Raw genomic sequence first — 12996 nt, forward strand, 5'->3', positions numbered from 1 at the left:
TTCGTCAGACAAGCCCTGGTGCTAACGTACGGTGGCTGTGGCCCGACCTTCACCCGCTGTAGCGCACACCCGTATGAGGGCAGACACGAGGGCACGTGATGATCGAGACGGTGTTCCGGTGCGACGAACTCCCCCGAGCCGACCGGTTCGACTTCTGGCGCGAGCAGATGGCGAAGCTCATGGCCCCCATGGAGATGAGCACCGAACACACCGCTGACTTCCGCGGACAGGTCCGCATCCTGGAGGTCGGCCCGGCCCACGTATGGCCCACGAAGTTCCACCCGATGACCTTCCGGCGCACCCCGAAGCTCATCCGGCAGTCGGACCCCGAGCTGTACCACTTCTCCTTCCTCGAAGGCGCGAACCTCCAGGTCTCCCAGGCCCGCGAGGAGGCGGCGCACTCCGCCGGCGGCCTGTACGTCGTCGACACCTCGCGCCCCTACGACTGCGTGGCCTTCGGCGGCCCTCCCCAGGGCGTGGGCCTGGAGATCCCCAAGGCGCTGATTCCGGTCCCCCACGACCGGATCGACCGGCTGCTCGCCCGGCCCATCCCGGGAAGCGAGGGGGTCGGCGCCCTGCTGACCGGGTTCCTCAGCCGGCTGTCCGCGGACAGCGGCTCATACCGCCCTTCCGACGGGCCGCGACTGGGGGCCGTGCTGGTCGACCTGGCCACGGCGCTGCTCGCGCACGCCGCCGAGTCCGAGGACGCCGTACCTCCCGAGACGCGTCAGCGGACCCTGTTCCTGCGCGTGCGGAACTTCATCCAGCGGAACCTGCACGACCCACAGCTGACCCCGGCCGCCGTCGCCGCCGCGCACCACATCTCCGTCAGCTATCTGCACCGGCTGTTCCGGGCCGAGGAGACCACCGTCTCCGCCTGGATACGGCAGCAGCGCCTGGACCGCGTACGGCGGGACCTCGACGACCCCGGGCTGTCCGCCGTGCCCCTGCACGAACTCGCCGCGCGCCGAGGCTTCTCCCATCCCGCCGTCTTCAGCCGCGCGTTCCGCGCCGCGTACGGGATGCCGCCGAGCGACTACCGGCAGCTGGCCCTCAGGTCGCGCGCACCGGACGCACCCCCGTGGCGTCCGGCACGCGGCGAACCCCGGCGCCAGGCCTCCAGCCTGCCGGAGCGCCCGGCGGGTGTCATTGACCGGCAGTGCACACTTCCTTGCTCCTGAGTGAACCGGCGCGCGTACCCGCTACGCGCCCGGTCCGGCCCAGAGCCCGTCCGCGGTCAGCCCCAGCAGCTCGATCGCGTTGCCCCGTACGATCCGCTCCACCACGTCCGGCGCGAGGTGGCCCATCTGCGCCTCGCCGACCTCCCGGGACTTCGGCCAGGTCGAGTCGGAGTGCGGGTAGTCCGTCTCGTACAGGACGTTGCCCACGCCGATCGCGTCGAGGTTCCGCAGCCCGAAGGCGTCGTCGAAGAAGCAGCCGTGGACGTGCTCGGCGAACAGCTCGGACGGCGGCCGCAGCACCTTGTCGGCGACCCCGCCCCAGCCGCGGTTCTCCTCCCACACCACGTCGGCGCGCTCCAGGATGTACGGGATCCAGCCGATCTGGCCCTCCGCGTACATGATCTTGAGGTTGGGGAAGCGCTCGAACGTGCCGCTCATCAGCCAGTCGACCATCGAGAAGCAGCAGTTGGCGAAGGTGATGGTGGAACCCACCGCCGGGGGCGCGTCGGCGGAGGTCGAGGGCATGCGGGAGGACGAGCCGATGTGCATGGCGATGACCGTGCCGGTCTCGTCGCACGCCGCGAAGAAGGGATCCCAGGCATCGGTGTGGATGGAGGGGAGCCCGAGGTTCGGCGGGATCTCGGAGAAGCACACGGCGCGCACCCCGCGCGCGGCGTTGCGCCGCACCTCGGCGGCGGCCAGCTCCGCGTCCCACAGCGGGATGATGATCAGCGGGATGAGCCGGCCCCGCGCCTCGGGGCCGCACCACTCCTCCACCATCCAGTCGTTGTACGCGCGCACCCCGAGCAGCCCCAGCTCGCGGTCGTCCGCCTCGGTGAAGGTCTGCCCGCAAAAGCGCGGGAAGGTCGGGAAGCACAGCGCGGACTGGACGTGGTTGACGTCCATGTCGGCGAGCCGGTCGGGCACCGCGTACGACCCGGGCCGCATCTGCTCGTAGGTGATGGCCTCCAGCCGGACCTCGTCGCGGGCGCAGCCGACGGCGGTGTCCAGCCGGGTGAGCGGCCGGTGCAGGTCCTCGTACACCCACCAGTCGGCGATCGGCCCGTCGTCGCCGGGCGCGCCCATCGTCGGGGCGAACTTGCCGCCGACGAAGGTCATCTCCTTCAGCGGCGCCCGGACGACGCGCGGGCCGGTGTCGCGGTACTTCGACGGGAGGCGGTCCCGCCAGACGTGAGGGGGCTCAACCGTGTGGTCGTCCACCGAGATGATCTTCGGGAAGCTCTCCATGCCGTTCACGGTAGCGCTGATCTGACGGAGTGTCAGTTATCGGGTGCGGGTTCCCTCCGGGTTCACCACGCGTTTCCCGCGCCCCCTCCCCCGCTCCCGGCAAGCCCCTCCCGTCGCAAGCGTCGCGCCACGCACCATGGCCACTTCGGCCAACTATGGCGGGCTTGTGGAGGACGTGGGGGCCCTACTGACGCGGACGGCGTTGACAAGGCAAACTGGCCCGTGCGAACGGGGAAGGACAGGCGAGGGGGAGACCATGGACGGCGAAAGGGAGCGGGTGCCGGGACAGCACTTGTACTTCACCGTGCTGGGCCCCGTCCGGGCCTGGCGGGGCGAAGAGGCGATCAACACCGGGTCGCCACAGCAGCGCGCGCTGCTGGCCGCGCTGCTGCTGCGCGGCGGGCGCACCGCGACCGCGCCGGAGCTGGTCGACGGCCTGTGGGGCACCGAGCCGCCGGAGGCGGCGATCGCCGCGCTGCGCACGTACGCCTCGCGGCTGCGCAAGGCGTTCGGGCCGGACTCCGAGATCCTGGTGAGCGAGTCGGGCGGCTACGCGATCCGGATCGGCCTGGGCGCCCTGGACACCGACGTGGCCGAGCAGCTGACGGCCGAGGCGGAGAAGGCGCAGCACTCCGGGGACCGCACGCGGGCGCGCGAGCTGTTCAACAAGGTGCTCGACCTGTGGGACGGCGAACCGCTGGCCGGAGTGCCGGGTCCGTACGCGGAGACCCAGCGCACCCGACTGGACGAGTGGTACCGCTCCCTGATCGAGACCCGGCTGGACCTGGACCTGGAGCTGGGCCACCACTCCGAGGCGGTCTCCGAACTGACCGCGCTGACCGCCTCGTACCCGCTGCGCGAGCGGCTGCGGGAGCTGCTGATGCTGGCGCTGTACCGCAGCGGACGGCAGGCGGAGGCCCTGGCCGTCTACGCCGACACCCGGCGGCTGCTCGCCGACGAGCTGGGCGTGGACCCGCGCCCCGAACTGTCCGCGCTGCACCAGCGGATCCTGGAGGCCGACGCGGAGCTGGCGGTCTCCGCGCACGCCGCCGAGGAGCCGAGCGGCGGCGCCGCGAGCTTCGTACGCCCCGCCCAGCTGCCCGCGACGGTCTCGGACTTCACCGGGCGGGCACCCTTCATCAAGGAGCTGAGCGATCAGCTCGCCACCGCCGAAGGGCGTGTCATGGCCGTGTCAGCGGTCGCGGGCATCGGCGGCGTCGGCAAGACCACCCTGGCCGTGCACGTCGCCCACGCCGCACGCCACCAGTTCCCCGACGGCCAGCTCTACGTCGACCTGCAGGGCTCGGGCCCCCTGGTCGCCGACCCCGGCGCCGTGCTGGGCTCCTTCCTGCGCGCGCTCGGCACCGCCGACAACGCCATCCCCGACGGCGTCGAGGAGCGCGCCGCGCTCTTCCGCTCCCTCCTGGACGGCCGCCGCGTCCTGACGCTTCTGGACAACGCCCGCGACGCCGCCCAGGTGCGCCCCCTGCTGCCCGGCACCCCGGGCTGCGCGGCGCTGATCACCAGCCGCCACCGGATGGTCGACCTGGAGAGCGCCCACCTGGTCGACCTCGATGTGATGAGCCCCGACGAGGCGCTGGTGCTGTTCACCCGCATCGTCGGCGAGGAGCGGGTCGGCTCCGAGCGCGACGCCGCGATGGACGTCGTGGCGGCCTGTGGCTTCCTGCCGCTGGCCATCCGCATCGCCGCCTCCCGTCTCGCCTCGCGCCGCACCTGGACCGTCTCCGCCCTGGCCGGCAAGCTCGGCGACGAGCGCCGGCGGCTGGACGAGCTGCGCGCCGGTGACCTCGCGGTCAAGGCCACCTTCGAACTCGGCTACGGCCAGCTCGAACCCCAACAGGCCCGCGCCTTCCGGCTGCTGGGCCTGGCCGACGGCCCCGACATCTCGCTCGCCGCGGCGGCGGCCGTGCTGGACATGGACGTCGACGACGCGGAGGACCTGCTGGAGAGCCTGGTCGACACCAGCCTCCTGGAGTCCGCCTCTCCCGGCCGCTACCGCTTCCACGACCTCGTGCGGCTCTACGCGCGTGCATGCGCCGAGCGGGACGAGATGCCGCCGTCCGAGCGGGACGCCGCGCTGTCCCGGCTGCTGGACTTCTACCTCGCCTCCGCCGCCCGGGTCTTCGCCCTGGCCCGCCCCGGGGACCGGCTGGTGGACCACCTGGAGCCGACGCGGTACCCGGGGCTGGACTTCCAGGACTCGGCCGCCGCACTCGACTGGATGTTCACCGAGGCGCACTGCCTGCTGGCCTGCGTCCAGCAGCTGGCGACCGGCGCCACGCTGCGCCGCGCGGCCGACCTCCTGGTGGCGGCGAAGGACCTCGGCGAGTCGGGCGCCAACTCCCGGCAGTACGAGGCGGCGGCCCAGACCGTGCGCGACGCGGGGGAACTCGCCGGCGATCCGCGCGCGGAGGGACGCGCCCGCTTCACCCTCTCCCATCTGCACTGGATGGCCAGCCGGTACGAGCAGGGCGAGTACGAGGGCCGTCAGGCCATGCAGCTGGCCCTGGCGGCCGAGGACCCGGTTCCCGGCTGCGAGGTGCCCAACGAGCGCGGCATCATCGCGCTCTACCAGAAGCGGTACGAGGACGCCGAGGCGTACTTCCGCCAGGCGCTCGAATCGTTCCGCGCCGATGACAACCGGCCGGGCATCGCCGGCGCGCTGTGCAACATCTCGCGGGCCCACTCGGCGATGGGCCGCACCGACAGCGCCATCGAACTCGCCGCCGAAGGCGTCGAGATCTACAGCGGCCTGGGGCTCGCTCTGCGGGTCGCCAACGGAAGGTTCGCCCTGGGCATCGCCCTCCACCAGGCCGGTCGGTACGACGAGGCGCTCGACCAGCTGACACAGGCGCTCACGCTGTTCCGCGAGAACCGGCAGCGCCTCTGGGAAGGCTCCACCCACGCCCGGCTGGCCGAGGTCCACCTCGCGGCGGGCCGTCCGCCGGAGGCGGCCACCCATGCCGAACAGGCCCTCGCGCTGCGCTTCGTGGGCGGTGAGTTCCGTCGCGGCACCGTGCTGAAGGTCTTGGGACAGGCCCTGGACCTGATGGGCCAGACGGACCGGGCCCGGGCCTGCTGGCAGGAGGCCCTGTCCATCTACGAGCAGCTGGACAACCCCGCGGAGGCGGAGGAAGTACGGGCCCTGATGGCGCCCATGGCGACCGCATAGCAGGGCTACCGCGGCACGTTCATCAATCGTTTATCCCGGACCGGCAGTCTTAGTGCTGTCGATCCGTCCCCGCGGGGGGCAGACGGGTCGGTGAAGAGGCCACTTCTTGCCTCGTTTTAGGGTGAGCGGCCTTGTGCCCGTCCGGCGACCCACGGGGGAGTCGCCGGACGGGCGTTGTGCGCCCCAACCGACCGAGTTCAATGGAGTTGATCCTGGTGAGTCAGGACAAGAAGCCCACGTCGGACGCCTACCGGCCACTCGACAGCCACCCGGACAGCCCGTCGCCGCTCAAGGCCGACAGCCACCCGGACGGGGTGGGCATCGGCACGCTCGACAGCCACCCGGACAGCCCGGGCATCGGCACTGAGGACAGCCACCCGGACAGCACGAAGCCGCTCCAGGCCGACAGCCACCCGGATGGCGCCGCCCAGATCACGACGCTCGACAGCCACCCGGACAGCGCGGCCAAGTAGAGACCGTCGGCGGCCGCCGACGGAGCACGGCATGGCGGGACCGGTGTTGGTGGGCCGGAGGGGAGGCCACCAACACCGGTCCCTCGCCATAGTGAGCCGCACATGAGTCGCACATATCGCCGCTTGCGCCATTTATCGATGATTTCAAGACAGTTTCATCGAACACTTATTCACATATCAATAAGCTTGCGTTTCACTTAGCAAACGCCCGTGCAGCTTCAGGAGTTGGTATGACCTACTCGAAGAAGGCCCTCGTCTCCTTCGCCTTCGCAGCAGCGATAGCCGCCGGAACCGCGGCCCCGGCCCTGGCCGACGCCCATCCGGACCGGGTGGGCGTCACGACGCAGGACGCCCACCCGGACTCGCCCCAGCCCGTCTCCGGCGCCCAGGCGGACGGCACCGACGGCTGACCACGCGCCGCCGGACACTCCAGGCGTGGGGCCCAGCCGCTGCGGCTGGGCCCCACGCCGTCGTTTCAGGCCGGGCGGCCCCGGAGGCGGTGCTTGAGCACCTTGCCGCTCGCGTTGCGCGGCAGTTCCGGCACGAACTCCACATGGCGCGGCACCTTGTAGTTGGCCATTTCGCGGCGGGACCAGGCGATCAGGTCGTCGGCGGTCAGGGTGGCGGCCGGGCGGCGGACCGCGAAGGCCTTGGCGACCTCGCCGAGGCGCGCGTCCGGGACGCCGACGACGGCGACATCGGCGAGGTCGGGGTGGCGGGCGAGGAGTTGCTCGATCTCGGCGGGATAGGCGTTGAAGCCGCCGACGATGAACATGTCCTTGATCCGGTCGGTGATCCGCAGATTGCCCTCGGCGTCGAGGACGCCGATGTCCCCCGTCCGCAGCCAGCCGTCCGGCGTGATGGCGCGGGCGGTGGCGACCGGGTCCTCGAAGTAGCCGCGCGTCACGTGGTAGCCGCGGACCCGGACCTCGCCAGGGGTACCCGGCGGGCGCGGGTCGCCCAGCGGGCTCACGACCCTGATCTCGGTGTCCGGGATGGCGCGGCCCGAGGTGGCGGAGATGGTCTCCGGCGGATCACCACGGCGGCACATGGTGACGGTGCCGGACGCCTCCGTCAGGCCGTACGCCGTCAGCACGGTGGCGACGCGCAGTTCGGAGCGCAGCCGCTCCACCAGCTCCAGCGGGACGACGGCGGCGCCGGTGACGACCAGGCGCAGCGTGGACAGGTCGTGGGCGTCGCGCGCCGGGTGGTCCAGGATCGCCTGGTGCAGCGTGGGCGGGCCGGGCAGGACGCTGATGCGCTCGGCGGCGATGCGGGCGAGCGCGGTGTCCGCGTCGAAGACCGGCTGCGGCACCATCGTCGCGCCGCGCATCAGGCAGGCGATGATCCCCGCCTTGTAGCCGAAGGTGTGGAAGAAGGGGTTCACGATGAGGTAGCGGTCGCCGTGGGTCAGCCCCGTCACCTCGCTCCAGGTGTCGTAGACCCGCAGGGTCTGCGCGTGGGTGATGACCACGCCCTTGGGGTCGCCCGTGGTGCCGGAGGTGAAGGTGATGTCGGACGGGTCGCCCGGGCGTACGGAGTCGGCCCGCTCCCGTACGGCGTGAGGCGGCACGGACTCGCCCGCCGCCAGGAAGTCCTTCCAGGTGCGGAAGTCCTCGGGCGCGTCCCCGGCGAGGACGATCACCTCGCGCAGATAGGGCAGCCCCGGCAGCGGCACCCCCTGGCCCGGCCCGCGCTCCGCCGCCCGGCGCAGTGATGCCACGTAGGAGGCGCCCAGGAAGGTGCCGGTGATGAACAGGTGGGTGGCCCGGGTGCGCCGCAGGATGTACGCCGCCTCGGCCCCCTTGAAGCGGGTGTTGACCGGGACCAGGACGCCGCCCGCGGTGACCGCGCCGAGGGCCGCCACGATCCAGTCGGCGGTGTTGGGCGCCCAGATCGCGACCCGGTCGCCCCGCTCGACGCCGGAGGCGACGCACGCGGCCGCGGCCCGTTCGACGCGGGCGCCGAGGTCGGCGTAGGAGATCCGGGCGCGGCCCTCGACGACGGCCTCGGTCGCGCCCCCGTACGTCCGCGCCGCGTCCCGTATCAGCGCCGGGATGGTCCGCCACTTGGCCATGTCCCGCCTCCAGCACAGCGACTCCCACTAGCTGACTACCCGTCAGATTAGCGGTAGCCTTCCCCGCTGTCAGCACCGGTGACCGCGACGTACGGAGGTGGCCATGGGCCTGAAGGACGCGACGGCGATCGTCGGCATCGGCCAGACCGCGTTCGCCAAACGCCTCCCCGCATCCGAGAAGACGCTCGCCTGCCGGGCGATCCTGGCCGCGCTCGACGACGCCGGGATCGCCCCCTCCGAGGTGGACGCCTTCGCCTCGTACACCATGGAGGAGACCGACGAGGTCGAGGTCGCCAAGGCGATCGGCGCGGGCGACGTGACCTTCTTCAGCAAGGTCGGCTACGGGGGCGGCGGTTCCTGCGCGACCGTCGCGCATCTGGCCGCCGCCATCGCCACCGGGCAGGCGGGCGTCGGCGTGGCCTGGCGCTCCCGCAAACGCGGCAGCGGACCCCGGCCCTGGACCAACACCCGCGTCCAGCTGCCCACCCCCGCCCAGTGGACCCGGCCGTACGGGCTGCTGCGGCCCGCCGACGAGATCGGGCTGCTGGCCCGCCGCTACATGCACGAGTACGGCGCCACCCGCGACCACTTCTTCAACGTCGCGCTGGCCTGCCGCAACCGCGCCAACCAGAACCCCGCCGCGATGATGTACGAACGGCCGCTGACCCGCGAGATGTACATGACCGCCCGCTGGATCAGCGAACCGCTGTGCCTGTTCGACAACTGCCTGGAGACGGACGGCGCGCTGGCCTGCGTGATCGTCTCCGCCGAGCGGGCGCGCGACTGCGCCCGCCCGCCCGTCTACGTCCACTCCGCCGCCCAGGGGCTGCCGGCGCAAGCCCACGGGATGGTCAACTACTGGAACGACGACCCGCTCACCGGCCCGTCCTGGACCGCCGCCCGCCGCCTGTGGAAAGGCGCCGACTTCGGACCGCAGGACGTGGACGTGGCGCAGATCTACGACGCGTTCACCCCACTGATCCCGCTGTCCCTGGAGGGCTACGGCTTCTGCGGGCGCGGCGAGGGCGCCGCGTTCACCGAGGGCGGCGCGCTGGAGCTGGGCGGGCGGCTGCCGCTCAACACCGGCGGGGGCGGGCTGAGCGAGGCGTACGTGCACGGCTTCAACCTCATCACCGAGGGGGTCAGACAGTTGCGCGGCACCAGCACCGCCCAGGTCCCCGACGCCGCGACCTGCCTGGTCACGGCGGGCGAGGGGGTTCCCACATCGGCCCTGCTGCTGAGGAGTTGACGACACCCCATGACCGCGGAAACGACGGAACCGCTGCGGCCGGTGCCCGACGAGGACGGCGCGCCCTTCTTCGAGTACGCCGCCCGCGGCGAGCTGCGCGTCCAGACCTGCGCCGGCTGCGGCGAACCGCGCTTCCCGCCCCGGCCCTGCTGCCCGCACTGCCAGTCCTTCGACAGCCTGTGGACGAAGACGAGCGGGCGTGGCCGGATCTGGTCATACGTCCTGCCGCATCCGCCGCTGCTGCCCGCCTACGCGGCGCAGGCCCCGTACAACGTGATCCTCGTCGAGCTGGCCGAGGCCCCGCGGATCCGGCTGGTGGGCAACCTGGTCGCGTCCGCCGGTGCCGCGCTGAACTCCGTCGACCCGGCGCGGATACGGATCGGGGCGCCGGTGCGGGCCGCCTTCCACCCCCTGCCGGGCGGGCCCACCGTGGTGCGCTGGCTGCTGGAGCGGCCATGACGGTCGCGGTGGAGCCCCGGGACGACGGGGTCGCGGTGGTCACCCTGGACCGGCCCGAGCGCCACAACGCCATCGACCTGGCGACGGCCGCCGAACTGGCCTCCGTGTGGCGGGACCTGCGCCGGGACGAGTCGGTGCGGGCCGTGGTGCTCACCGGGGCGGGCGAGCGGGCGTTCTGCACCGGGATCGACCGCTCGGTCGCGGTCCCGCAGCCGCCGTCCCCGTACGCGATGGACGATCCGCTGCGGGACATCGGCCCCAAGGCGAACGACCTGTGGAAGCCGGTCGTGGCGGCCGTGGGCGGGATGGCCTGCGGCGGGGCGTTCTATCTGCTGGGCGAGGCCGAGTTCATCGTCGCCGACGAGACAGCGACCTTCTTCGACCCGCACACCTCCTACGGGATGGTCAGCGCGTACGAGGCCGTCTACATGGCGCAGCGCATGCCCGCCGGGGAGGTCGCGCGGATGGCGCTGATGGGCACGGCCGAGCGGGTCTCGGCGCGGCGGGCGTACGAGACGGGGCTGGTCAGCGAGGTGGTGCCGCGGGGCGAGGCGGTGGCGGCGGCGGTGCGGGCCGCCGCCGTCATCGCGTCGCACCCGACGGAGGCGGTCCAGGGGACCGTACGGGCGGTGTGGGCGGCGAAGGAGGCGGCGCTGACGCAGGCGCTCGCCCGGGCCCCGCAGCTGATCGCCCTGGGGAACCGGCCGCCGGACGCGCAGGCCGCGCTCTTCGCGGCCCGCACGCCCGGCTTCCGCACCCGGTGACCCGCATCCGGTGACCTGGGCGCGCGTCAGCTGCTCGTGGGCGACTTGCTGGCCAGGCTGATCTGGCAGGTGTACTGGGTGCGCTTGGTGATGGTGTAGCTCGCGGCGGCCGTGAACGTCTCGCTCTGCCCGGGCAGCACGGTCACGTCCTGGCTGTCGTAGCCGAGCAGCCCCTCGTCCGCGTAGTCGTTCCACTTGGTGCTGATCGAGTAGCGGAAGCTGCGGGTGGTGTCGGTGTTGGTGACCGTCACGTCGTACTTGAACTGGCTGGTCGACTGGTCGTAGCGGCAGTTGGTGCCGCTCGTCTCGCTGGTCGCGTCCGGGTTGTAGGTCGGCGGCGCGGAGTAGGAGTAGGGGTCCGAGGGCGTCGGGGCGCCGTACGACGGCAGGTCCGAGGGCCCGCTCGACAGGTCGGTGGGGATGTCGCTGGACAGTCCGCTGGGGCCGGAGGCGGGCTCGTCGCCGCCGGTGCCGCCGGAGACGAATCCGTCGTTGCCCCCTCCGAGGCCGTGGCTCTTCTTCTTTCCGCATCCGGTGAGCGATCCGGTGAGTGCGAGAAGTCCGACCAGGGCGACGGCAGGCAGGCGCAAGGAACGGCGTTGCATGGAATTACCCCCGTGGAAAAGCTGCAATCAAGCCAACCTGTGGTTGGTTGACAAGTGCACGCCACCCTAGCAACGCCGTCCCGTACCCCATAGTCACTTCGGGGGGCACAGGACCTCTGGGTACACGCCCGTTACGGACGGGGTGCGGGGCGCGACTGGCCGGTGCCCTTGACCGCGTCCAGCGCGTACACGCAGCGGTCCTTGCTGCACGCGTACACCACACCGCCCGCCGCCACCGGCGAACCGGTGATCTCACCGCCCGTGGCCAGCTTCCAGCGCAGCTGGCCGCCTGCCGCGTCGACGGTGTAGAGGCAGTGGTCGGCCGAGCCGAAGTGGACGCGGCCGTCGGCGACGACCGGGGAGCCGATGACGTCGCCGCCCGCCGCGAAGCGCCACTTGGGGGTGCCCGTGACCGCGTCGAGCGTGTACAGGGCGCTGCCGCTGCCCAGGTGGACGGAGCCGTCGGCCACCAGGACCGGCTCGATCGAACCGCGCGCCTCGGTGGCGATGCGCCAGCGGTCGCGGCCGTTGGCGGCGTCGAGCGCGTAGACCGTGCCCAGGTAGTCGGCGATGTAGACACCACCGCCGGTGACCGCGGGCCCCGGCGCGTACGCCGGGGCGCTCAGGAAGACGGCGGGCGCCTCGAAACGCCACCGCACCTCCCCGCGGGCGATGTCGATCGCCAGCACCCGGGTACCGGCCGAGACGTACACGACCCCGTCGGGCGCCGGGAGCAGCCGCAGCGGCACCCCGCCGCAGGAGGCCGTGTCACCGACCGGGTACGACCAGCGCTCCGCGCCCGTACGCGCCTCCAGTGCGCGCAGCCGGGCGTCCGACCACACGAAGACCGTGCCGTCGTGCACGGCCGGGCCGGACTCGGGCGTCTCGAAGTCGGTCTGGATGCCCTGCATCTCCCACAGCAGCTCGCCGTTGGCCGCCTCCCAGGCCTGGACGCCGCCGCCGCGGGTGCCGGTGACGACCGTGCCGCGGTCGACCTTGAGCGAGTAGACCCAGCCGTCCGTGGACAGCCGCCACCGCTCGGAGCCGTCCGTCGCGTCCAGCGCGTACAGGGTGGGGCCGTCGGAGGCGTGGATACGGCCGCCCTCCACGGCCATCGCCCAGGCCACGTCGCGGGTCTTGAACTGCCGCCGCCCGGTGCCCACGTCCAGCGCGTGCACCTCGAACGAGGTCACGTAGAGCAGGTCGCCGGCGACCGCCGGGGTGCCCCACACATCGTTCGACATGCGGAACCGCCAGGGGCGCCAGCGGCCGTGGCCCGCCGCGCCCGGCGGCTCGGCCGCGTCGGTGGACGGGGAGTGGGTGGGCGGCGGGACCGCGCCCGTGGCGGCGGCCTCTCCCCCGCCCGGCCCGCCGTGGGTCATCCCCGGCGGCCGCACCCAGCCCGTGGCGGGGCCGGTGTCGTGCCGTGCGTGCGGGTCGCGCGTGTCGGCGGCGCGCAGCCCGGGGCCGATGGCCACCTGGGAGTTGTGCAGCCGGACCGGCCCGTCGGCCCCGGTGGTCAGCGGGGCGGGCGCCGGAGCGGGCGCGCTCGCCGACGGGACGGGCGCGGACGGAGCGGACGGGGACGGGGCGGACGGCGCGGCCGCGGAGGGGGCGGCGTGCCGCCCGGGGCCGATGGAGCTGAGCGCGTTCGACGGGCCGGGCGCGTCGGGCGCGCGCAGGCCGCCGCGCGGATCACCCGTGCCCGCCGGCTCCCAGCCGCCCGCTCCGGCGGGCGCCCCGTGCC

General features: G+C 72.9%; 11 protein-coding genes. 7 read left to right on the top strand and 4 right to left on the bottom strand.

What is annotated here, in order from left to right:
• The first annotated feature begins 98 nt into the window (after positions 1 to 98).
• Complete coding sequence (locus ABZ562_RS29555) at positions 99 to 1181, top strand: AraC family transcriptional regulator (RefSeq protein ID WP_361485335.1); 1083 nt, start codon at positions 99 to 101, stop codon at positions 1179 to 1181.
• Between the two features lie 21 nt (positions 1182 to 1202).
• Here the strand turns inward: ABZ562_RS29555 and ABZ562_RS29560 are convergent, their stop codons facing one another.
• Positions 1203 to 2429, bottom strand: a complete 1227-nt coding sequence (locus ABZ562_RS29560) for an amidohydrolase family protein (protein ID WP_361485337.1) — start codon at positions 2427 to 2429, stop codon at positions 1203 to 1205.
• 256 nt (positions 2430 to 2685) lie between these two features.
• Here ABZ562_RS29560 and ABZ562_RS29565 point away from each other — a divergent pair, with 256 nt between their 5' ends.
• From ABZ562_RS29565 to ABZ562_RS29575, 3 genes are all read left to right on the top strand, one after another.
• On the top strand, positions 2686 to 5622 hold the full coding sequence (locus ABZ562_RS29565; RefSeq protein WP_361485339.1) for a BTAD domain-containing putative transcriptional regulator: 2937 nt from the start codon (positions 2686 to 2688) through the stop codon (positions 5620 to 5622).
• 215 nt (positions 5623 to 5837) lie between these two features.
• Positions 5838 to 6095, top strand: a complete 258-nt coding sequence (locus tag ABZ562_RS29570; RefSeq protein ID WP_361485341.1) for a hypothetical protein — start codon at positions 5838 to 5840, stop codon at positions 6093 to 6095.
• Positions 6096 to 6325: 230 nt separating this feature from the next.
• On the top strand, positions 6326 to 6505 hold the full coding sequence (locus tag ABZ562_RS29575) for a hypothetical protein (protein WP_361485343.1): 180 nt from the start codon (positions 6326 to 6328) through the stop codon (positions 6503 to 6505).
• 65 nt (positions 6506 to 6570) lie between these two features.
• Here ABZ562_RS29575 and ABZ562_RS29580 read toward each other — a convergent pair whose 3' ends face one another.
• Positions 6571 to 8172, bottom strand: a complete 1602-nt coding sequence (locus tag ABZ562_RS29580) for a FadD3 family acyl-CoA ligase (protein WP_361485345.1) — start codon at positions 8170 to 8172, stop codon at positions 6571 to 6573.
• A gap of 103 nt (positions 8173 to 8275) precedes the next feature.
• Between ABZ562_RS29580 and ABZ562_RS29585 the strand changes: the two genes are divergently transcribed.
• Genes ABZ562_RS29585 through ABZ562_RS29595 form a run of 3 tightly spaced genes read left to right on the top strand, consistent with a single transcriptional unit; the run spans position 8276 to position 10644 of the window.
• Positions 8276 to 9421: a lipid-transfer protein gene (locus ABZ562_RS29585; RefSeq protein WP_361485347.1), complete on the top strand. Its 1146-nt coding sequence runs from the start codon at positions 8276 to 8278 to the stop codon at positions 9419 to 9421.
• Between the two features lie 9 nt (positions 9422 to 9430).
• Positions 9431 to 9880 (top strand): OB-fold domain-containing protein, encoded by a 450-nt coding sequence (locus ABZ562_RS29590; RefSeq protein ID WP_361485349.1) that lies wholly within the window; start codon positions 9431 to 9433, stop codon positions 9878 to 9880.
• A complete protein-coding gene (locus tag ABZ562_RS29595; protein WP_361485351.1) occupies positions 9877 to 10644 on the top strand; it encodes an enoyl-CoA hydratase/isomerase family protein in 768 nt (255 codons plus the stop codon). Before ABZ562_RS29590 ends, ABZ562_RS29595 begins: the two co-directional genes overlap by 4 nt.
• A gap of 26 nt (positions 10645 to 10670) precedes the next feature.
• On the opposite strand, the gene ABZ562_RS29600 is transcribed toward ABZ562_RS29595, so the two are convergent.
• Together ABZ562_RS29600 and ABZ562_RS29605 are read right to left on the bottom strand one after the other, a co-directional pair.
• Complete coding sequence (locus tag ABZ562_RS29600) at positions 10671 to 11249, bottom strand: hypothetical protein (RefSeq protein ID WP_361485353.1); 579 nt, start codon at positions 11247 to 11249, stop codon at positions 10671 to 10673.
• A 131-nt stretch (positions 11250 to 11380) separates the two neighbouring features.
• A partial coding sequence (locus tag ABZ562_RS29605) for a PQQ-binding-like beta-propeller repeat protein (RefSeq protein ID WP_361485355.1) occupies positions 11381 to 12996 on the bottom strand: 1616 nt, incomplete at its 5' end.

Source organism: Streptomyces sp. NPDC019937 (genome assembly GCF_040631655.1).
Classification (GTDB): domain Bacteria; phylum Actinomycetota; class Actinomycetes; order Streptomycetales; family Streptomycetaceae; genus Streptomyces.